At 58.8% G+C, this 20,138-nt stretch carries 16 protein-coding genes; 9 read left to right on the top strand and 7 right to left on the bottom strand.

The genetic code is table 11. The annotated features are described in order from the left end of the window. Nucleotides 1–131 precede the first annotated feature (131 nt). Entirely contained in the window at nucleotides 132–1,187 is a 1,056-nt protein-coding gene (gene aroG / locus BN1123_RS19865; protein WP_042029191.1) for a 3-deoxy-7-phosphoheptulonate synthase AroG, read from the top strand. A gap of 95 nt (nucleotides 1,188–1,282) precedes the next feature. Here aroG and BN1123_RS19860 read toward each other — a convergent pair whose 3' ends face one another. Then, nucleotides 1,283–2,878: a methyl-accepting chemotaxis protein gene (locus BN1123_RS19860; protein ID WP_042029190.1), complete on the bottom strand. Its 1,596-nt coding sequence runs from the start codon at nucleotides 2,876–2,878 to the stop codon at nucleotides 1,283–1,285. A 262-nt stretch (nucleotides 2,879–3,140) separates the two neighbouring features. Here BN1123_RS19860 and hutW point away from each other — a divergent pair, with 262 nt between their 5' ends. Beyond that, nucleotides 3,141–4,529, top strand: coding sequence for a heme anaerobic degradation radical SAM methyltransferase ChuW/HutW (gene hutW / locus BN1123_RS19855; protein WP_042029189.1), 1,389 nt, complete (start codon nucleotides 3,141–3,143; stop codon nucleotides 4,527–4,529). An 86-nt stretch (nucleotides 4,530–4,615) separates the two neighbouring features. On the opposite strand, the gene BN1123_RS19850 is transcribed toward hutW, so the two are convergent. Together BN1123_RS19850 and BN1123_RS19845 are read right to left on the bottom strand one after the other, a co-directional pair. Next, nucleotides 4,616–6,007, bottom strand: coding sequence for a DEAD/DEAH box helicase (locus BN1123_RS19850; protein WP_042029188.1), 1,392 nt, complete (start codon nucleotides 6,005–6,007; stop codon nucleotides 4,616–4,618). A 162-nt stretch (nucleotides 6,008–6,169) separates the two neighbouring features. Beyond that, entirely contained in the window at nucleotides 6,170–6,646 is a 477-nt protein-coding gene (locus BN1123_RS19845) for a glutathione peroxidase (RefSeq protein ID WP_042029187.1), read from the bottom strand. Between the two features lie 290 nt (nucleotides 6,647–6,936). On the opposite strand from BN1123_RS19845, the gene BN1123_RS19840 reads away from it, so the two are divergent. Together BN1123_RS19840 and BN1123_RS19835 are read left to right on the top strand one after the other, a co-directional pair. Continuing rightward, nucleotides 6,937–7,545 (top strand): 2OG-Fe(II) oxygenase, encoded by a 609-nt coding sequence (locus BN1123_RS19840; protein WP_042029185.1) that lies wholly within the window; start codon nucleotides 6,937–6,939, stop codon nucleotides 7,543–7,545. A 201-nt stretch (nucleotides 7,546–7,746) separates the two neighbouring features. Then, nucleotides 7,747–8,736, top strand: coding sequence for a D-alanine--D-alanine ligase (locus BN1123_RS19835; RefSeq protein WP_042029184.1), 990 nt, complete (start codon nucleotides 7,747–7,749; stop codon nucleotides 8,734–8,736). A 110-nt stretch (nucleotides 8,737–8,846) separates the two neighbouring features. Here the strand turns inward: BN1123_RS19835 and xseA are convergent, their stop codons facing one another. Next, complete coding sequence (gene xseA, locus BN1123_RS19830; RefSeq protein WP_042029183.1) at nucleotides 8,847–10,214, bottom strand: exodeoxyribonuclease VII large subunit; 1,368 nt, start codon at nucleotides 10,212–10,214, stop codon at nucleotides 8,847–8,849. Between the two features lie 279 nt (nucleotides 10,215–10,493). After that, nucleotides 10,494–12,029, bottom strand: coding sequence for an EAL domain-containing protein (locus BN1123_RS19825; protein WP_042029182.1), 1,536 nt, complete (start codon nucleotides 12,027–12,029; stop codon nucleotides 10,494–10,496). Between the two features lie 533 nt (nucleotides 12,030–12,562). Between BN1123_RS19825 and guaB the strand changes: the two genes are divergently transcribed. From guaB to BN1123_RS21125, 5 genes are all read left to right on the top strand, one after another. Further along, nucleotides 12,563–14,026 (top strand): IMP dehydrogenase, encoded by a 1,464-nt coding sequence (gene guaB, locus BN1123_RS19820; RefSeq protein WP_026456761.1) that lies wholly within the window; start codon nucleotides 12,563–12,565, stop codon nucleotides 14,024–14,026. A gap of 70 nt (nucleotides 14,027–14,096) precedes the next feature. Beyond that, nucleotides 14,097–15,686: a glutamine-hydrolyzing GMP synthase gene (gene guaA / locus BN1123_RS19815; protein WP_042029181.1), complete on the top strand. Its 1,590-nt coding sequence runs from the start codon at nucleotides 14,097–14,099 to the stop codon at nucleotides 15,684–15,686. Between the two features lie 380 nt (nucleotides 15,687–16,066). Further along, nucleotides 16,067–16,339, top strand: a complete 273-nt coding sequence (locus BN1123_RS19810) for a hypothetical protein (RefSeq protein WP_042029179.1) — start codon at nucleotides 16,067–16,069, stop codon at nucleotides 16,337–16,339. 322 nt (nucleotides 16,340–16,661) lie between these two features. Then, nucleotides 16,662–16,994 (top strand): DUF7957 family protein, encoded by a 333-nt coding sequence (locus tag BN1123_RS21575; protein ID WP_139348866.1) that lies wholly within the window; start codon nucleotides 16,662–16,664, stop codon nucleotides 16,992–16,994. A 63-nt stretch (nucleotides 16,995–17,057) separates the two neighbouring features. Next, a complete protein-coding gene (locus BN1123_RS21125) occupies nucleotides 17,058–17,867 on the top strand; it encodes a TIR domain-containing protein (protein WP_082037584.1) in 810 nt (269 codons plus the stop codon). Between the two features lie 335 nt (nucleotides 17,868–18,202). Here BN1123_RS21125 and BN1123_RS19805 read toward each other — a convergent pair whose 3' ends face one another. Both BN1123_RS19805 and BN1123_RS19800 read right to left on the bottom strand, forming a co-directional pair. Beyond that, a complete protein-coding gene (locus tag BN1123_RS19805) occupies nucleotides 18,203–19,030 on the bottom strand; it encodes a bifunctional transcriptional activator/DNA repair enzyme AdaA (RefSeq protein WP_042029177.1) in 828 nt (275 codons plus the stop codon). Nucleotides 19,031–19,081: 51 nt separating this feature from the next. Continuing rightward, nucleotides 19,082–19,846: an SDR family oxidoreductase gene (locus tag BN1123_RS19800; RefSeq protein WP_042029176.1), complete on the bottom strand. Its 765-nt coding sequence runs from the start codon at nucleotides 19,844–19,846 to the stop codon at nucleotides 19,082–19,084. Between the last annotated feature and the right edge of the window lie 292 nt (nucleotides 19,847–20,138).

Below are 20,138 nucleotides of genomic sequence, written 5' to 3'. Positions count from 1 at the left end.
ATCATTTCAGTAACTTGCAAGATTGCTTGGTGAAATAGTTTTGCTGTTAATGTAATTTTCTATTTACACCGCCTCTGTCGAGGGCTAGATTGAAGTTTCATTATCGCAGTCATCTAGCAGGAAGCCTTGTCATGCAGCATCAAACCGACGACGTTCGTATCAGTGAAATCAAAGAGTTATTGCCCCCGGTTGCGGTGCTTGAGAAGTTTCCGGCCACCGAGACCGCATCAAATACGGTGTTTGAATCCCGCCAGGCCATTCACCGCATTCTGACCGGTGACGATGATCGCCTGCTGGTGGTGATCGGTCCCTGCTCCATCCACGATCCGGTCGCGGCGCTGGAATACGGCAAGCGCCTCAAGGCGCTGCGTGACGAGCTCAAAGATCAGCTCGAGATCGTGATGCGGGTCTATTTCGAGAAGCCGCGCACCACTGTGGGCTGGAAGGGGCTGATCAACGACCCCTACCTCGACAACAGCTGCCAGATCAACGACGGCCTGCGCCTGGGGCGCAAGCTGCTGCTGGATCTCAACGACATGGGGCTGCCGACCGCCTCCGAATTCCTCGATATGATCACCCCGCAATACGTGGCGGATCTGATGAGCTGGGGCGCCATCGGGGCGCGCACCACCGAATCTCAGGTGCACCGCGAGCTGGCCTCCGGCCTCTCCTGCCCGGTGGGCTTCAAGAACGGTACCGACGGCACCATCAAGGTGGCTATCGACGCCATCGGCGCCGCCAGCGCGCCGCACCACTTCCTGTCGGTGACCAAGTACGGCCACTCCGCCATTGTGGCGACCGCGGGTAACCCGGATTGCCACATCATTCTGCGCGGTGGCCGCGAGCCAAACTACAGCGCCGCCCACGTCAGCGAGGTGGTGAAGGGGCTGGAGAAGGCCGGTCTGCCGCAGAAGGTGATGATCGATTTCAGCCACGCCAACAGCAGCAAGCAGTTCAAGAACCAGATGCTGGTGGCCGAGGACGTGGCCGGTCAGCTGCGTGCCGGCAGTAAGGCGGTGTTTGGCGTCATGGTGGAGAGCCATTTGGTGGAAGGGCGCCAGGATCTGGTGGACGGGTGCGAGCTCACCTTCGGCCAGAGCATCACGGACGCCTGTATCGGCTGGGCCGACACCGAGAGCCTGCTGCGCAACTTGGCCGATGCGGTAGCCACCCGAAATGCAGGTTGATCTGTACCTCTGACGCTTGCCGGCTCTATCCTGACAAGCACCAAGGCAATAAAAAAGCGCGACCCGGGTCGCGCTTTTTGCTGCCTGCCATCGGGCTACCAGCGGTAGGTCTTGAGTAACTGCTCCAGCGTCTTGCACTGCTCGACCAGCTGGCGGCTGGCCAGGTTGGCGGCATGGGCCTGGCCCAGGGTATCGTTGGCGCTGTTGCGAATGTCGCTCACCGAGCGATCGACCTCGCTGCAGACCCTGTCCTGCTCTTCGGCGGATTGCGCCATCTGGGCATTGAGATCATTGATACTGGCGATGCGTCCAATGATGTTTTGCATGGCCGCCAGGGTGGCCTCGGTCTTGTGAATGCTCTCGTCGGCCTTGGCTTTTGCATCCCCGATCACCACAACGGCGCTCTGCGCCTCTTTTTGCAGGGCGGCGATCATCTGGGAGATCTCCTCGCTAGCGGCGCGGCTGCGGTTGGAGAGGGCCCGCACCTCGTCCGCCACCACCGCAAAGCCGCGTCCCTGCTCGCCGGCACGGGCCGCCTCAATGGCGGCGTTGAGGGCCAGCAGATTGGTCTGATCGGCTATGCCCTTGATCACCTCCAGCACGCCGTCGACGGCGAGGCAGCGGTTGTCGAGCTGCTGGATCACTTTGTCGACCCGCTCTATCTCCTCCGACATCTCGTCCATATCGGTGATGGAGCGCTGGGCGAGGCGGCTGGTCTCGGCGGCATCCTGATTGGTGAGGGCGGAGAGCTCGGCGCTCTTGCGGGCATGTTCTCGTACCTCGTGGGAGCTGGCGGCCAGCTCACTCACGGCGGCGGCCACCTGGGTGGTCATGCTCTCCTGCTGACGTGCCGCTCCTTCGGTGCGGGTCGCGACCTCACTTATCTGGTTTGACTCCTGATAGAGCTGATGGGTGGCACTCTCGACGGATTGCAGGCTGTGGCGAAACCCCTGCACCATGTCGCGGACGGCACGGGTCATCTGGCCCAGCTCATCCTGGCTGCGATTGATGAGGGGGAGGGAGAGATCTCGCTCCTTGGCCATGCGGGTCATATTGAGCTGTAGATGACGAACCGGGCGCTTGATGTAGCGCTGCAGCACCCACCAGAGCAGGCCGAAGCCGAGGCTGAACACGGCGGCCAGGCTGCCGCTCAGGATCAGGTTGTTGCGATGGATTTCACTGAAGGTATGACTGAGATCGTAACTGATCCGCACCGCCCCCATGACGGTTCCCTCCGCCACCTGGTGGCAGGTGGTGCACTGGGTACCGCGATACTCCTTGTAGGCCTTGAAGGGTTTTATCAGGGTGAGCTGGTTGCCCTGTTGCTCGAAGATGACCTCGCCCTGTTTGATGGCGCGTTCATCCAGCGCATCCGCGATTTTCTGATCCGGATGACCCGCCCCGAACAGATCGCTCACGGCGGGGGCGCGAATAACCCTGGCCTCGACGATGCCCTGTTCGCTCTTGAGCTTGGTCTGCACTATTTGCCGATTGGCCATGCCTCCCGTCATCATCAGGACGTTGAGCTGATCCATGTAGGTGTTGGCGGCGCTCTCCACCTTTTCGCCCGCCAGCCGGATGGCGAGATCCCGCTGCAACCAGGCGGAGAGTTCAAAACTGAGGGCAAATGTGCAGCCGATGACCAGGGTGAGGGGGAGGAACATTTTCCAGTTGAGAGACAGGTTTTGCATCGTTGGCAGAGTCCATGCACAGGTAAGCGATCGTCAATGATTGGCATCTTTCCCCGATGAATCATGGTCGAGAGGGGGAGATGACTTTCTATCGGCACACCCTACCTCATCTTGAGTAACTTATCTGTTAATTAGATCGACATTAGCAGTTAATGACAGGTAGCAAATCAGGGCTCTCTGACCCTGAGTTGATCCAGCACAAACTTGAAGTTAATTGATAGTGGTTATCATTTACGTTATTTCAGATGGTAATCCTGCAACGATGACAAGCGATCTGACGCCGACCATGATCGGCATGGCGACTCCCGATCCCCTTAAATTTGCCTTCAGTGGCAAAACCTCGGCCCATGCCAGCCGGGGCGGTGTGCGCCCCGTGTCCCTCGACGAAGCCGCCTGGCAAGCCTGGTGGCAGCAAGAGAGTGAAGCCGACGAGCGAGCCCTTTACATCCACATCCCCTTTTGCCGCAAGCGCTGCAGCTTCTGCAATTTCTTTGAAAATGGCGCCAATCCGGCGCGCATGAGCCGTTACATGGCGGCCCTGTGTGCCAGCCTGATCGCGGCTGCCGAGACCCCGTTGGGCCAAAGTAAACCTTTCTCTGCCGTCTATGTGGGCGGGGGCACCCCCACCGATATGGCGGTCGAGGATCTGGCCAGGCTGACCAATGCCATTGGGCGCTTTCCGTTGACCCCGGATGTGGAGGTGACCCTGGAGGGGCGTCTCAACGGGTTTGACGAGGCCAAGTGGCAGACCGCCCTGGCAGGGGGCTTCAACCGTTTCTCGTTTGGCGTACAGAGTTTTGATACCGGCGTGCGCCAGCAGGCGGCCCGTTTTGATGACAGGGAGACCCTGCTGCGCCGACTCGGCGAGCTGACCCGGGACGATGCGGCCGTGATCGTGGCCGACCTTATCTTCGGTCTGCCCGGGCAGGATGACGAGGTATGGCGCCAGGACATCAGCGACGTGATGGCAAGCGGGGTGCACGGGGTGGATCTCTACCAGCTCATCGCCATGACAGGCACCAATCTCGAGCGGGCCGAGGCGAAAGGCAAGCTGGGCTGGTCGGCCGATGGTCAGCAGCGAGCCGCCATGTACGCCTATGGTGCCAGCCAGCTGGAGCAACAGGGGTGGGAGCGCCTCTCCTGCAGCCACTGGCGACGCAGTAACGCAGAGCAGAGCCGCTACAACCAGATGGCCAAGCGCGGGGCCGAAATCCTCCCCTTTGGCGCGGGTGCGGGGGGCAGCATTCATGGTCACGGGGTGATGAATGGCCGCGATCTTGACGGTTGGCACGACGCACTGGCCAAGGGTGAGCGGGCCCCAGGCATGGTGATGAGCCGCAACCCCGACGCCCGGATAGACGGACTGTTGCGAGGAGCCCTCGATCGCGGTTGGCTGGCCCTGGCGAGCCTGCCTGCGCCGCTGCGTGCACATCTGCAGCCGTTGTTTGAGGGGTGGCAGCGAAACGGGCTGGCCAGCTTGACGGACGAGCGGCTGGCGCTGACCCTGGCCGGGCGCTTCTGGAACGTCAATTTGCAGGCGGGGCTGTTCGAGTTTTTGCAGCATCGCCCGCTCGATGGCGGCCAGCCTGCATTTCATCCTGGCAAGCACCCGGGCAAGCATCCCGGCGGCGTGCGCCATTCGCTGGTGTAGGGGCCTTTACCCGATCGCTAGAAAGCACAAAGGGAGCCTAACTGGCTCCCTTTGTTTGACTCAGCAGCATGGCAACGCGGGACGAATTACTCGTCGTCGCTCTCCTGATAGCTGTCCCGCTGGGCCTTGGGCAGGCGGCGCATGGGGGTGAACCCGACGTCCTCGCCCACCACTTCCCGCTTGCGAGACTTGTTTTGAGGAGACTGAGCCGGCTTCTTGCTGCCATCGCCCTTGGCTTTGCCAGCGGCGGGTTTGCCCTTGCCACCCTTGGCATTGGCGCCGCTACGGGCACGCGGCGGGTTTTGTACCGGCTTGCTGCCGGGCAGAGTCTGGCGGCTCGGCTTGCCGCTCGGCTCATACCCGTCGAGGATTTCTACCGGCAGGGACTGGCCAATCAGGGATTCGATGGCCTTGAGCTGGCCCAGCTCGTCCTGGCTCACCAGAGAGATGGCCTCGCCGCCGCGACCGGCACGGCCGGTGCGACCGATGCGGTGGATGTAGTCCTCCGCCATCTGGGGCAGTTCAAAGTTGATCACATGGGGCAGTTGATCGATGTCGAGGCCACGGGCGGCGATGTCGGTGGCGACCAGCACCCGCACCTTGCCTTCACGAAAATCGGCCAGTGCCCGGTTACGGGCCCCCTGGCTCTTGTCGCCGTGGATGGCGACCGTATCCAGGCCATCTTTTTGCATCTGGTGGGCCAGGCGATCGGCGATCTGCTTGGTGCGCACGAACACCAGCACCCGCTGCCAGTTGCCACGACCGATCATGTGGGAGAGCAGCTCGCGGCGCCGTTCCCGGTCGACCTGGATAATGCGCTGGGTCACCTGCTCGGCGGCGGTGTTGCTGGGGTCGACCTCGATCAGGGTCGGGTCGTTCAGCAGATCGTCTGCCAGCGCCTTGATCTCATCCGAGAAGGTGGCGGAGAAGAGCAGGGTCTGCCGCTCGGCGGGCAGTGCCTTCATGATGCGGCGGATGTCGTGGATAAAGCCCATATCGAGCATGCGATCCGCCTCATCCAGCACCAGCACTTCCAGCTCGTTCAGGGTCAGAGCGCCCTGGGTCAGCAGATCCAGCAAACGGCCCGGGGTCGCCACCAGGATATCGATGCCAAGCTTGATGGCGTCCAGATTGGGTTTGATGCTGACGCCGCCGTAGGCGATCAGAGTACGAAACGGCAGGTGATGGGCATATTTGATGATGCTCTCGCCCACCTGGGCGGCGAGCTCGCGAGTCGGGGTCAGCACCAGGGCGCGTACCTGACGGCGACCGCGACCATGATTGGCCAGCAGACGCTGGAGCATGGGCAGGGTGAAGCCGGCCGTTTTGCCTGTGCCTGTCTGGGCGCCGCCGAGCACATCCTGACCGGCCAGAATGGCCGGAATGGCTTGCTGCTGGATGGGGGTTGGCTGTTCGTAACCCAGCTCCTTGACGGCCCGCAGGATGTGCGGAGACAGACCCAGTTCATTGAATGACATGTTCGAGAGAAACTCCTCTGGTGAGCACCTGGCTCAACGGATGGCCGGTGCCTTGGCACCCGCCACAAGATAGAAACGATAACGGGGGCGCAATATAGCAGAAGTGCAGCCGCTGCGCAGTAGCTGTCGCACCGGCCGTCATGCCAAGCAGGCAGGTAGGCGTCAGAGCAGAGCGCGGATTTGCTCGGTCAGGCTCTCCGGCTTGGTGGTGGGGGCGAATCGGTCCACCACGTTTCCATCCCGGTCGATCAGAAACTTGGTGAAGTTCCACTTGATGTTTTCCAGCCCGAGCAAGCCCGGCTTTTCTTTCTTTAACCACTGGTAGAAGGGGTGGGCCTGCTCGCCGTTGACCTCGCACTTGGCCATGATGGGGAAGGTGACCGGATAGTCGAGGGAACAGAAGCGGGCGATCTCCTCGGCATCCCCTGGCTCCTGCTGGCCAAACTGGTTGCAGGGAAAGCCCAGGATCTCCAGCCCGGCCGGGCCCAGATCCAGATAGAGGGCCTCGAGCCCGGTGTACTGGGGGGTAAAGCCGCAGCGACTGGCGACATTGACCACCAGGATCACCTTGCCCGCCAGCTGTGCCAGCGGGTAGGGGCTGCCGTCGAGGCGTTGCAGAGTAAGGTCGGGCAGGGGCATGACGTCTTCCTTGTGTGGATTGCAAACCGGAATGGGGATTACGGTATCGGGCGGCTCTGTCTGGGGCAAGTGGCTGCACCGGGCGGCGCCGAGGCATGCGGCCGTCATCACATTTTTGGCACTGGCCTTGAGTCGATGCGGGGCGGGATCACAACCGGCGCGAAAAAGGCGCGCGAAATCCGGCAGAACACGTATTGATGATGGGACTTCTCAAGATAAGCAAACCGGTTTGTGCGCCAGCCGGGAAGTCGCTAAAAAGCGCTCTCTTTTCCACTTGTTGCGAGTCAATCTTGGACTATCAAGCCGTCATGGATGCCATTTACACCCGGGGGTGGGTGATAGTGGATGATTTTTTAACCGCCGCCGAGGTGGATGCCCTCAAGGCCTGTCTGCCAGACGAGTGGCAACCGGCGGGCATAGGGCGCGAGGCGCTGCATCAGGGCAACCGGGACATTCGCCGGGATCAGATCCACTGGCTGGAGTCTTCCCTTGGCGCGCCCGTGGCCGATTACCTCGCCCGGATGGAGTCCTTGCGTCTGGCTGCCAATCGCATGCTGATGCTGGGGCTATTCGATTACGAGGCCCACTTTGCCCGCTATCGCAGCGGCGATTTCTATGCCACCCATCGCGACGCCTTTGCCGGCCGCTCCAACCGGCGGCTCACCTCCGTCTTCTATCTCAACAACGACTGGCAGCCAGAGGCGGGCGGGATGCTGCGAATGTATGACAACGACGAGCAGTTGCTGATGGATGTCTCGCCCAAGGGGGGGCGGCTGGTGCTGTTTTTATCCGAAGAGTTCCCCCACGAGGTGTTGCCCGCCAATCGCGAGCGCTTCAGCATCGCCGGCTGGTTTCGGGTCAATGGCAACGGCGTGGGCCGGGTCGACCCGCCGCGCTGAGCTCTTTTTCCCCATTTTTGACACATGGTCGCTTTTTTGCGGCCAGAAAGGAGGCCGTGGTGGCCCCATCAGCTGACAAGGCTTTGTCTCCCTTGCTACACTGGCGCGCACTTATGTTCGTATCTGGCTTCGTCCGTTTTTTAATGCGACTGGATTTTAAATGGTGATGGCGAAGCCGCTTTTCCCAAGGGATCACATCTAATGAAGAACATGCATGTCTTGCTGCTGTGCGGCGGCGGTGGCTCAGAGCACGAAGTCTCTCTGCGCAGCGCCAATTTCCTCGAAAAACAACTCGGCCTGTTGCCCGGTGTCGAAGTGACCCGGGTCGAGATGTTTGCCGACCGCTGGCTCAGCGCCGATGGTCGCGAGTGCAAGCTGGGGCTGGACAAGCTGCTCTCGTTTGACAGCGTGGCCCGTCCGGTGGACTACGTGGTGCCCTGCATTCACGGCTACCCGGGCGAGACCGGTGATCTGCAATCCTTCCTGGAGCTGGCTGGCCTCCCTTATCTGGGTTGCGATGCCGAGGCGAGCAAGATCTGCTTCAACAAGATCAGCACCAAGCTGTGGCTCTCCGCTCTCGGTATCCCCAATACCCCCTATCTGTTCCTGACCGAACAGAACGAGGCGAGCCTGGCCGAGGCCAAGGCAGCCCTGGCCAAGTGGGGCAAGGTCTTTATCAAGGCCGCTTCCCAAGGCTCTTCCGTGGGGTGCTACTCCGCCAGCAACGAGGCCGACCTGGTGCAGGGCATCAAGGACGCCTTCGGTTACTCCGAGCAGGTATTGATCGAAAAAGCGGTCAAGCCGCGGGAGCTGGAAGTGGCGGTGTACCAGTACGGTGACGAGTTGGTGGCCACCTATCCTGGCGAGATCTGCGTGCCGCAGGACAAGTTCTACACCTATGAAGAGAAGTACAGCAACGCGAGCCACACCGAAACGGCCCTGCGTGCCGAAGGGTTGACCCAGGCGCAGGCTGACGCCATCCACGAGTACGCCCTCAAGGCATTCCGTCAGCTCAACCTGACCCACCTCTCTCGCGTCGACTTCTTCCTGACCGAAGAGGGGGAGATCCTGCTCAACGAGATCAACACCTTCCCGGGCATGACCTCCATCTCCATGTTCCCGAAACTGCTGGAGCATCACGGTCACAACTTTGCCCACTACCTTGAGCAGATCCTGCGCAAGGCCAGCTAAGGTAAACGCCACGCTTTACCAAAATAAAAATCCCCGCCAACCGGCGGGGATTTTTTTATCTGATAACTGACGGCGCAAGCTTCGCGCATAAATCTCGTCAGTGGCAGGGATTATCCCTCTATCTTCTCGACCCGCACCTGCAGGCTGCCTTGTGCCAGGGTGGTGACCAGGCTATCCCCTGCGCTCACCTGGGCGGCGTTGCTAATCACCTCGCCGCGTGGGGTGCGTGTGATGGAGTAGCCGCGCCCCAGGGTGGCGAGCGGGCTCACCCCGTCGAGACGGGCAGTGAGCATGGCGAGGCGATGGCTCGCCAGATCCTGGCGCTTGGCGATCAGCGCATGGAGGCGCTCCTCGGCCAACAGGTGGCGGCGTTTGCCGGCGGCCAGCAGCCGCTCCGGACTCTTGCCCTGCAGGCGCAGCTCGAGGCTGGCGAGGCGCCGCTCCCCCTGATGCAGGCGCTGGCGCAGCAGTTGTTGCAAACGGGCGGAGAGCTCGTCGAGGCGTTGGGATTGCAGCTCCAGCCGCCGCTTGGGATCCTGATGGTCGAGCCGCTTTTGCAGCAACACAAAACCGTGGCGGGCCGCAGTCTGATGGCGGTTCATGGCCTGCACCAGCCGTTGCCTGAGATGAACGAGGCGCTGGGCGCGGGCACTTTGGTCGGGCGCCACCAGTTCGGCGGCGGCCGACGGAGTGGGGGCGCGCAGGTCGGCTGCAAAGTCGCTGATGGTCACATCCACCTCATGACCCACAGCGCTGATAACGGGAATGGCGGAGCGGGCGATCGCCCGGGCGACGGCTTCTTCGTTGAAGCACCAGAGATCTTCAAGGGAGCCGCCGCCGCGACCGACGATCAGCACATCCACCTCGGCGCGGCGATTGGCCAGGGCAATCGCAGAGACGATCTGGCTGGTGGCGGCGCTCCCCTGAACCTGGGTCGGGTAGATAAAGACAGGCAGATCCGGCGCGCGGCGCTTCAAGACCGTCAGCATGTCGTGCAGGGCGGCGCCGGTGGCGGAGGTGACCAGCCCCACGGCGCGCGGCTCGCGGGGGAGCGGCCGTTTGCGGCCCTCGTCAAACAGCCCCTCGGCGCCAAGGCGGCGTTTGAGCTCCTCAAAGCGCAGGGCCAGCACGCCGTCCCCGGCGGGTTGCATCGATTCGATGATGAGCTGGTAGTCGCCGCGCGGCTCATAGAGGGAGACCCGCGCCTGCACCAGCACCTGCATGCCGTCTTGCGGACGAAACGCCACCCGGCGGTTGTTGCCCTTGAACATGGCGCAGCGCACCTGTGCGCTGAGATCCTTCAACGAAAAATACCAGTGGCCCGAGCTTGGCATCGCCAGGTTGGAGAGCTCCCCGGTCAGCCACACCAGCCCCAGATCCTGCTCCAGGATCATGCGCACGGCGCTGTTGAGGCGGGTAACGGTAAAGACCTGTTGCTCGCGGCCATTGGCCGCACTGGATGGGCTAAATCGGTTCAAGGGGGATCCTGTGATTGTCTCAGGCCGGGCCAGAGGGAAAACAATGGTGGCTATCTTAACCTGAAATGGCCACCGGGAGGAGCAAGAGGGGCCTGGTGCCGTGCAAATCGAAGGGGATTGGTAGCCTGTTTGCCACTTGTTGAGCAAGGGGCATCACGAACCATATTGGTAAACGCGGCGCTGCGGAAGGTGGGATCAGGGTTTACCCCTGTGGGGGAGGGAGAAGAGCAGGTGCGGCGTGTCAGCAGAGGCTGGCCACGCCGCCGGGTCTGGTGGCCCTTATATCGCCTCTACTGTTTCACCCTGATAGTCTGGTACGCGCCATTTCAGCACCTCATCCAGCGACATGGGCTTGGCAAACACATAACCCTGGATCAGATAGACTCCATGCTCGGTGAGATAGTCCAGTTGCGCCTGATTCTCGACCCCCTCGGCGATCATCTCCATTTTGGATTGATGGCCAAAGGCGATGATGGCGTCGAGCACATTGCGCTTGAGATCCGAGGTGCCGATGGTATCGATAAACATCTTGTCTATCTTGATGCTGCGGATCCCCAGTTGCTGCAAATAGGCAAAGCCGCCATAACCGGTGCCGAAATCATCGATCTTGAAGTGATAACCCCGCAGCCCCAGATTGGCCATTTCACGAGCCGCATGCTTGACGTCCGAAATGGGCAGACGTTCGGTGAGCTCGAAGGTCAGGCGGTCGGGATCGGGCCAGCTCAATTGGGTGAGCATGTCCTGCAGATGGGTCTGCTGCTCGACATGGGCGGCAACCAGATTGACGCTGACCCAGTGGGAGTCGGGCAGCTTTTTGAGATCCTCCACGATCTGGCGCACCATCTGGGTCGTCATCGGCAGGATCAGCCCCTGGTTTTCCGAATATTCGATAAACATCCCGGGGGAAATAAAGGTATCGCCCCGGCGCCAGCGCAATAATGCCTCATAACCCACAACTCCATTATTCCGGCTATCGACAATGGGTTGATAGAAAGGAATAAATTCCCCTCTGGTCAGCCCCATTTTCAGCAATCCATCGAGAGAGTTTCGATAATTTCTCAGGGTCCAGTAGCCACCTACCAGCAGAAGGCCAAAGAGCAACGAAAATATCAGGCCATAATAGTAAACCTGCTGGCTGGCATAATAACGAAGTTCGTTGCCCCCCCAGATAGTCTGTTTGACTTTGTTGTATTCGTCGTAATCGGTCAGCGAGAGCGGATTGGGCTGCTGGGTGATGGCTTTATTACCGCGAGGCAATAACAGCTGTTCCATTATCGTGTCATTATCGCGGCGAAATTCCACATAGAAGCAATCTTCGCAGGGGATTGCCAATAATTCATTGGCCCAGCTGTTGTTCAGTACCCAATAAGCCAGATTGCCGGCCTGCCTGGAATAGATCAGCACCTCGGGTTCACTGTTGGCAGAATGTTGTGTCGTTGCAAAATGAAGCGTTGCAGCCTGATCACTCTCCTGGACGTCGGTCAGCACGGGCAAATCAAACCCCAGGGTCGAACAGCCACCTCCCTGGCTCGGATGCAGGCCGGCGAGGCGGATATGGCGACTGTAATAATCGGGATTGCGCAGCAGGGCGACATCTTCTGGTCCGCAGTCGAACTTGAAGTGGGAAAGCTGGGCCAGAATGTTCTGCTCCAGGTTCTTGTTGCGCTCCAGCTGGTATTCCAATAGCTCCTGGCTCTTGGTCTTCAGCAGATGATAGGAGACGAAGGAGGTCAACAGGGGATTGAGTAGCAATACGAGCAGGACCGGGGTGAGCAAGAGTCCAAGGCATATCCAGACAGACGTGAATCGCGACATACATAACCTTCCTGGTAATCGAGCCAAAACGAGATGGCACAGCTGTCATCACAGACCTAGTTGTATCACGTTGGATCATCGCCCGGCAGCGAATTTTTCCTGTGAATGTGATGCCGGGCGAAGAGAGAGTGGAACCGCCGTAACGTAACACTTTTTACCGCATGTTTATGTTGGTCCAACGAGGCTTAAAGGCCATCAAACCCATCATTATTATGTTTATTATCATATAGCGTCGTCGCCTATTTACTGCCTGACGAGAGCCATCTCGTTGAATGAAGTGATGTTGTGTCATTGAGGTTGGGAAGGAGGGGAGGGGCAACAATGGCAATTTGCATAAAACAGCAAACTGATCGCTCTTTTGTCCCAGAATGGTCATTTCCAGAGTGATAATCTTGGTTTTTTGGCCTCTTGGCGTACCAAAAGAGGGCTACGCCATAAAAAATTCAAAAAACTTCTTTACCAGTGACCAATCCGTGAGTAAACTTCGTCGGCAATATTTTACACCCCCACTTCCCTAACGGTGAGATATTGCCATGCTCAGGATTGCCAAAGAAGCGTTAACCTTCGACGATGTATTGTTGGTTCCCGCCCACTCCGAAGTTCTTCCCAATACTGCCGATCTGCGTACCAAGCTGACCTCTTCCATCAGCTTGAACATTCCCATGATCTCCGCTGCCATGGACACAGTGACCGAAGCCCGTTTGGCTATCGCACTGGCCCAGGAAGGCGGTATCGGCTTTATCCACAAGAACATGTCCATCGAGCAGCAGGCTGCCGAAGTGCGCAAGGTCAAGAAATACGAGAGCGGTGTGGTCTCCGACCCCGTGACCGTGCGCCCCGACATGACCATCGCCCAGATCAAGGAGCTGAGCCACAAGAACGGTTTCGCCGGTTACCCCGTGGTGACTGACGGCAACCAGCTGGTGGGTATCATCACAGGTCGTGACGTGCGTTTTGTCACCGATCTCTCCCTGACCGTCGAACAGATCATGACCCAGAAAGAGCGCCTGGTGACCGTGCGTGAAGGAGCCCCTCGCGAAGAGGTGGTTGCCCTGATGCAAAAGCATCGTATCGAGAAGGTGCTGGTGGTCAACGCTGATTTCAAACTCAAGGGCATGATCACCGTCAAAGACTTCCAGAAAGCCGAGCGCAAGCCCAACGCCTGTAAAGACGACAAGGGTCGCCTGCGGGTCGGTGCCGCCGTCGGCGCCGGTGCCGGCAACGAAGAGCGCGTCGCCGCTCTGGTGGAAGCCGGTGTCGACGTGCTGCTGATCGACTCCTCCCACGGTCACTCCCAGGGTGTGCTTGAGCGCATCAAGGCGACCCGTGAAGCCTATCCTGATCTGCAAATCATCGGTGGCAACGTAGCGACCGCCGCTGGCGCCAAGGCGCTTGTCGCCGCCGGCGTCAACGCCGTCAAGGTCGGTATCGGCCCGGGCTCCATCTGTACTACCCGTATCGTGACCGGTGTGGGTGTGCCCCAGATCACTGCCATCTCCGACGCCGTTGACGCGCTGGAAGGCACTGGCGTTCCGGTGATTGCCGATGGCGGCATCCGCTTCTCCGGCGACATCGCCAAGGCCATCGCCGCCGGCGCCAGCTGCGTCATGGTGGGCTCCATGTTCGCCGGTACCGAAGAGGCGCCGGGCGAGATCGAGCTCTATCAGGGCCGCTCTTTCAAATCCTACCGTGGCATGGGCTCTTTGGGCGCCATGTCCAAGGGCTCCAGCGATCGTTACTTCCAGACCGACAACGCTGCCGACAAGCTGGTGCCGGAAGGGATCGAAGGGCGCGTACCTTACAAGGGCCGCCTCAAAGAGATCATTCACCAGCAGATGGGCGGTCTGCGCTCCTCCATGGGCCTGACCGGCAGCGCCACCATCGACGATATGCGCACCAAGGCCGAATTCGTGCGCATCTCCGGCGCCGGAATGAAAGAGTCCCACGTCCACGACGTGACCATTACCAAAGAAGCCCCCAACTACCGGATGGGCTGATAAAAGACGGGGCTGCGGCCCCGTTTTGTCACCGTTTTTTATCCCCACACCAGCATGATGCAGGAATAAAATGACTAAAAATATTCACGCTCACCGTATCCTTATCCTGGATTTCGGTTCCCAGTACACCCAGCTGATCGCCCGCCGCGTGCGCGAGATCGGTGTCTACTGCGAACTGTGGGCCTGGGATGTGACCGAAGAGCAGATCCGCGAATTCAATCCGAACGGCATCATCCTCTCCGGCGGTCCCGAGTCCGTGACCGAAGCGGGCAGCCCGCGCGCCCCCGAGTACGTGTTCAATGCCGGCGTGCCGGTATTCGGTATCTGCTACGGCATGCAGACCATGGCCGAGCAACTGGGTGGCAAGGTGCAATCCTCCAACCTGCGTGAATTCGGTTATGCCAAGGTGGAAGTGCTGGGCAACGCCGGCAAGACCAGCGCCCTGCTGCGCAACATTGAAGATGCCATTGCCGACAACGGCAACGCCCTGCTGGATGTCTGGATGAGCCACGGCGACAAGGTCAGCGAGATCCCGGCGGATTTCGTTACCATCGCCCAGACCGCGACCTGCCCCCACGCCGCCATGGCCAACGAGGCCAAGCGTTTCTACGGCGTCCAGTTCCACCCGGAAGTGACCCACACCCGTCAGGGTGCCCGCATGCTGGAGCACTTCGTCAAAGACATCTGCGGCTGCGAGTGCCTGTGGACCCCGGCCACCATCATCGACGACGCCGTTGCCCGCATCCGCGAGCAGGTAGGTGACGACGAGGTGATCCTGGGCCTCTCCGGCGGTGTCGACTCCTCCGTGGTGGCCATGCTGGTCCACCGCGCCATCGGCGATCGCCTGACCTGCGTCTTCGTTGACAACGGCCTGCTGCGCCTGAACGAAGGCGAGCAGGTGATGGAGATGTTTGGCGATCACTTTGGTCTGAACATCATCAAGGTGGATGCCGAAGAGCGCTTCCTCTCCGCCCTGGCCGGTGAAGACGAGCCGGAAGCCAAGCGCAAGATCATCGGCCGTGTCTTCGTCGAGGTGTTTGACGATGAAGCCAAGAAGCTGAAAAACGCCAAGTGGCTGGCGCAAGGCACCATCTACCCGGATGTGATCGAATCTGCCGCCAGCAAGACCGGCAAGGCCCACGTCATCAAGTCCCACCACAACGTCGGCGGCCTGCCGGAAGAGATGAAGATGGGTCTGGTCGAGCCGCTGCGCGAACTGTTCAAAGACGAAGTGCGCCGCGTTGGCCTCGAGCTGGGTCTGCCCTACGACATGCTCTACCGTCACCCGTTCCCGGGCCCGGGTCTGGGTGTGCGCGTGCTTGGCGAAGTGAAGAAAGAGTACTGCGATCTGCTGCGCAAGGCTGATGCCATCTTTATTGAAGAGCTGCGCAAGGCCGATCTCTACAACCAGGTCAGCCAGGCATTCGCCGTCTTCCTGCCGGTGCGCTCCGTCGGCGTGATGGGCGATGGTCGCAAATATGACTGGGTCATTGCGCTGCGCGCCGTCGAAACCATCGACTTTATGACCGCCCACTGGGCCCATCTGCCGTATGACTTCCTCGGCCACGTGTCGAATCGCATCATTAACGAGATCAACGGTATCTCCCGCGTGGTGTACGACGTCTCCGGCAAGCCGCCTGCAACCATCGAATGGGAATAAGCTGCTAACGCCCTTGCGCCCTTCAAGCATAAAAATGAAAAAAAGACGCCCTTGCGGCGTCTTTTCTTTTTTTAATCGTTTGCGCTGCAATTTTCTGCCGCTAGCAGCTTTGGCCGGGCTCGCTCCTGTCACATCTAACAGGAGGCGATTTCTGGCATCGGCACTAGGCTCTTTCATGCCCATTGCGACCGGCCTCTAAGTGATAAAGCGCTAGCAAGCCTTATCAGACAATGCGGGCCTCAACAGGGCCGCGATTCGGCAAAGGGGAATCAGCGTGCCAACCGGCTGCTGCCCCGGTGGAGACCGGAAACCACTTGAATCAACGGGGCGCAGCCCGAACAGCCAAACGAGTCGGGACCATAGAGCACGGAGAGTTTGATATGTCAGAACAAGCAGTGTTGGTGGGTGGATGGACCGCATATCACAAGCTGACCGCCGAGGATCAGGTGGTATTTGACCAGGCGCTGAAAGGATTTGTCGGGGTGCAGTACGTACCCTTTGAAGTCTCCACCCAGGTGGTGGCTGGCACCAACTACCGCTTCAAGTGCAAGAGTACTGTGCCGCTTACCAAACCGATCCATGGCGAAGCCGTGGTGCAGATTTTCAAATCACTGGACGGAGATGCCCATATCACCTCCATTACCCCGATCTGATTGGGTTGCGGGCAAGGCGGGGAGGGGAATGGCCTCCAACCTGTTTGCTCTAAACCCTGAAAATAAGAAAGACGCTTTAGGGCGTCTTTTCTTTATCTAGGATCCGGCACCGTTGATATGTGGCCAGCATTGGTACTTCTTATTTAATTTGTTGATCTTGCTCAGGAAACTACCATCTCACACTTTTTATTATCTTCCTTGCTCGCTAGCATACTGGCTCGGTAACAGCCTTTTTTCGTCAAGCTAGAGCAGCCGCAGAGTTATATGGCAAGCTCAGTAAACTGACCTGTACCGCTCCCATCTAATCGCCATTAGAGGTCACATGCAGCTTACAGTGCATGAAAACTGGATTGAAGGTGATGGTGTTCGCTTTAAAGGCGAATATCCAGTCCTCAGCGCATCACTGATTCACGAACACGTTTTGGTCATATATGACTGGATGGCCTTTGAGAGAAATAGCCCGGCTAGAAACCTATTTTGCTATGCTCGTGCGGGGAGTTTTATTTGGCGGGCATCAGATATTGGTCAAGGTGCGGTTGATGCCTACACCTACATTACAAGTGAATCTCCATTATGGGTGGGGAATTTTGCTGGATTCAACTGCAGAGTTGATGAGGCATCAGGTAATGTATTAGAGACATATTTCAATAAATGACACTTAATATATTATTCACTTCGTTCACGGCTTTGCGAATTTTTAAAAAAAATTGGAGAGACTATGAGAAAGCCAAGAGTATTTATCGGTTCATCTGTTGAAAGCCTACCTATAGCAGATGCAATTGCTGAAAACTTAGAATTTGATGCAGAAGTTACAATATGGCGGAATGGTACATTTAATATTTCGAGTAACGCTCTTGATGACTTGATTTCAAAAGCTAAGTCTGTGGATTTCTCTATTTTCATTTTCTCTCCTGATGATCTGACAATTATTAGATCTAGAGAAAAGTATGTTGTAAGGGATAACGTAGTTTTTGAACTTGGTTTGTTTATTGGTGCAATTGGAAAGAACCGGTGTTTTATTGTAAAGCCACGTGGCGTTGACTTGCATTTCCCAAGTGATCTTCTAGGTATTACTCCAACTGATTTTGATGCAAACAGAAGTGATGAAGACTTAGCGTCATCTCTCAATTACTCCGCTACACAAATAAAACGAGCTTTCAAACTACAAGGTTTGCTTGAACTCGATTCTGTTCAGGAAAAACCACGTATTGATGTAAATGCTCAATTAGCAACACTCACCGACACAGATATGATCGCATTGTCAGTGTTGCTTGAGTCTGTAAACTCAGATGTTGATGGTTGCGTTAGTTGGGATTTGTATAACCGTTTCATTAAATATGATTTAAGTTCGGCTAAAATCAACTTAGCTATAATAAAACTCACCCGTTTAGGCATGATCGAAAAATTAAATAGCTCTGATTTCAATGGTAATGAGTATTTTAGCTACAAGTTAACTGAGTACGGAGTTGACGTTTGTCTATCAAATCAAGATCGTATTGAAACTCTTACTTCACCAGAGAAATGTTAATCTGGCTGGGGTATTCCTCTGCTATTTAGAGTGTCGTAGGGTGCAATGAAATAGCACCTCTACTTTTGTTCCTTCTAGTTTTCCAAAAAGTCGCTCTGAAAACGGTGCAATGCGCTGCGCTTATTGAACCCTACGTCTTTTCGTCAATCTGCTGGGGTGAGGCGGCTGAGCGCTGAGTCTCGCCAAAGCAACAAAAGGGGCGATCTGCGCCCCGACTCTTCTAATGCCCCCGCTTTATATCACTGCCTGCTCGTCCGGCATGGTTTGATAGTCTGCTGACTCACCACCAACACTCCTGTTTTTCCTCCCATCAGGGCGAGCAGAAAAGGCCAGGTTCACTCATACCTCGCTGCTTCCCAGGCGTGTATGGCCTGTTTGCGGGTCTCACCCCAGTGATAGCCGCCGAGCTTGCCGTTTTGCTGGATGACTCTGTGGCAGGGGATCATCAAGGCGACGGGGTTGGCGCCCACCGCCAACCCCACGGCGCGGGCGGCCTTGGGATTGCCGACGGCACTTGCCACCTGGGCGTAGCTCACTACCTTGGCGGGCGGGATCTGCAGCAGCGCCCGCCAGACGCTGATCTGAAAGTTGGTGCCGCTCACGTGCAAGGAGATGGGGCGATCCGGCGCCTTGCTGCTGTCAAACATTGTGTGGATGACCCCCCGGGTACGCGATGGCGCCTCCCTAAGTTCTGCCTCTGGCCAGCTCTGGGCGAGGGCACTCAGCGGCGCTTGTGGGGCCTGGTCATCGAGAAACGAGAAGTTGCACACCCCTCGCGGGGTCAGGGCGACGAACGCCTGGCCGAAGGGGGTGTCGTGCACCCCGTGATCGATAACCAGCCCGGCCCCGCGCTGCTTGTACTCGCCCGGCGTCACCGCTTCGAGCTGCACGAAGTGATCGTAGAGCCGCGAGCCGCTGCTCAGGCCCAGGGTATCGGCTACCTCCAGCAGCGGGCGTGACTCCTGCAATAGTGCCTTGGCCCGCTCCAGGGTCAGCACCTGCAGATAGCGTTTGGGCGTCACCCCGGCCCAGCGGCTGAACAGCCGCTGGAAGTGAAAGGGGCTTAAGTGCACGTGCGCCGCTATCTCGTCCAGAGTGGGCTGGCGCGCCACCTGGCTTGCGATAAAACGGATGGCATCGGCGATGCGGGCGTAATCAGACATAAGGCGCTCTCACGATAGGTTTGCAGCCGCAGTATCTTGGGTGCGACAAGGTCATGTGCGACAAATAGATACCCCACCATCGGCCAGCAGGGCAATGCCGGTGGTAAAGCTGGAGGCATCTGACGCGAGATAGAGGGCCGAGCGGGCGATCTCCTCCGGTTGGGCCAGCCGTTTGAGGGCATGCATATTCTGCACAAAGGCAAGGCTCTCCGGGGTATCGGTAAAGGCCCGTCCCATGGGGGTGTCGGTGCCCCCCGGCAGCAGGGCGTTGACCCGCACCCCTTGTGCCCCATATTCGGCAGCCAGCACCTGGGTCAGGCCGATGAGGCCCGCCTTGCTTGCGGCATAGGCCGCCATGCCGGGCAGCCCCAGGGTATGGCCGACGAAGGTGGAGGTAAAGATCAGCGAGCCGCCCCCGCGCGCCTGCATGGCGGGGATCTGGTACTTGGCCCCCACAAAGGCGCTGGTGAGGTTGGTATCCAGGGTTTCCTGCCACTGCGCCAGTCCAAGCGCCGGCACGCTGCCCGGTGTCCCCGTGCTGCCGGCGTTGTTGAATGCGATATCGAGACCGCCAAAACGGGTCAGCGCGAGATCCACCAGGGCGCGGGCGTAAGATTCGCTTTTCACGTCTCCCGCCAGGCTCACCGCCTGGCCCCCCTCATGGCGGATCTCCTCCACCAGTAGATCCAGCTCGGGTTGGCGGCGGGCGCCGACGACGACGCTGGCCCCTTCCCGGGCAAACAGAATGGCGCTGGCGCGGCCGATGCCGGAGCTGGCGCCGGTGATGATGGCGACCTTGTTGGACAGTAATGACATGGCAGTTCCCTCGCAGGTGTGTTGTGCAGGCGCACAGGGTTGGCAGTGGGTTGGGCCCTCAACGGGCTCGACCCACTCGGGTTTGAACCCACTATGGCAACCGGCCCTCGTAGACACGCCCCGGATCTTGCTCTCTTTGCCCCCATGCCGCTTTGCTGCGCGCAGATAGCGGCCCTTGCGGCAACAAAACAGGGGATCTTCGGCCGTCATTCTCTATAATGCCCCCTCTTTTTTTGACTGCCGGTTTGACTGCTGGGCCAACCACCGGCAGCGCCGTTGGCCGCGAGTCGGC

This window comes from Aeromonas enteropelogenes (genome assembly GCF_000819845.1).
Classification (GTDB): Bacteria; Pseudomonadota; Gammaproteobacteria; order Enterobacterales; family Aeromonadaceae; genus Aeromonas; species Aeromonas enteropelogenes.
Note: the sequence above shows the minus strand (reverse complement) of the source record. Positions and strands in the feature narration are given on the sequence as shown.

Excerpts from the sequence above, each read along its gene's own strand:
- aroG (WP_042029191.1), top strand. The coding sequence starts at position 132 with ATGCAGCATCAAACCGACGACGTTCGTATCAGTGAAATCAAAGAGTTA.
- BN1123_RS19860 (WP_042029190.1), bottom strand. The coding sequence starts at position 2,878 with ATGCAAAACCTGTCTCTCAACTGGAAAATGTTCCTCCCCCTCACCCTG.
- hutW (WP_042029189.1), top strand. The coding sequence starts at position 3,141 with ATGACAAGCGATCTGACGCCGACCATGATCGGCATGGCGACTCCCGAT.
- BN1123_RS19850 (WP_042029188.1), bottom strand. The coding sequence starts at position 6,007 with ATGTCATTCAATGAACTGGGTCTGTCTCCGCACATCCTGCGGGCCGTC.
- BN1123_RS19845 (WP_042029187.1), bottom strand. The coding sequence starts at position 6,646 with ATGCCCCTGCCCGACCTTACTCTGCAACGCCTCGACGGCAGCCCCTAC.
- BN1123_RS19835 (WP_042029184.1), top strand. The coding sequence starts at position 7,747 with ATGAAGAACATGCATGTCTTGCTGCTGTGCGGCGGCGGTGGCTCAGAG.
- BN1123_RS19825 (WP_042029182.1), bottom strand. The coding sequence starts at position 12,029 with ATGTCGCGATTCACGTCTGTCTGGATATGCCTTGGACTCTTGCTCACC.
- guaB (WP_026456761.1), top strand. The coding sequence starts at position 12,563 with ATGCTCAGGATTGCCAAAGAAGCGTTAACCTTCGACGATGTATTGTTG.
- guaA (WP_042029181.1), top strand. The coding sequence starts at position 14,097 with ATGACTAAAAATATTCACGCTCACCGTATCCTTATCCTGGATTTCGGT.
- BN1123_RS19810 (WP_042029179.1), top strand. The coding sequence starts at position 16,067 with ATGTCAGAACAAGCAGTGTTGGTGGGTGGATGGACCGCATATCACAAG.
- BN1123_RS21575 (WP_139348866.1), top strand. The coding sequence starts at position 16,662 with ATGCAGCTTACAGTGCATGAAAACTGGATTGAAGGTGATGGTGTTCGC.
- BN1123_RS21125 (WP_082037584.1), top strand. The coding sequence starts at position 17,058 with ATGAGAAAGCCAAGAGTATTTATCGGTTCATCTGTTGAAAGCCTACCT.
- BN1123_RS19805 (WP_042029177.1), bottom strand. The coding sequence starts at position 19,030 with ATGTCTGATTACGCCCGCATCGCCGATGCCATCCGTTTTATCGCAAGC.
- BN1123_RS19800 (WP_042029176.1), bottom strand. The coding sequence starts at position 19,846 with ATGTCATTACTGTCCAACAAGGTCGCCATCATCACCGGCGCCAGCTCC.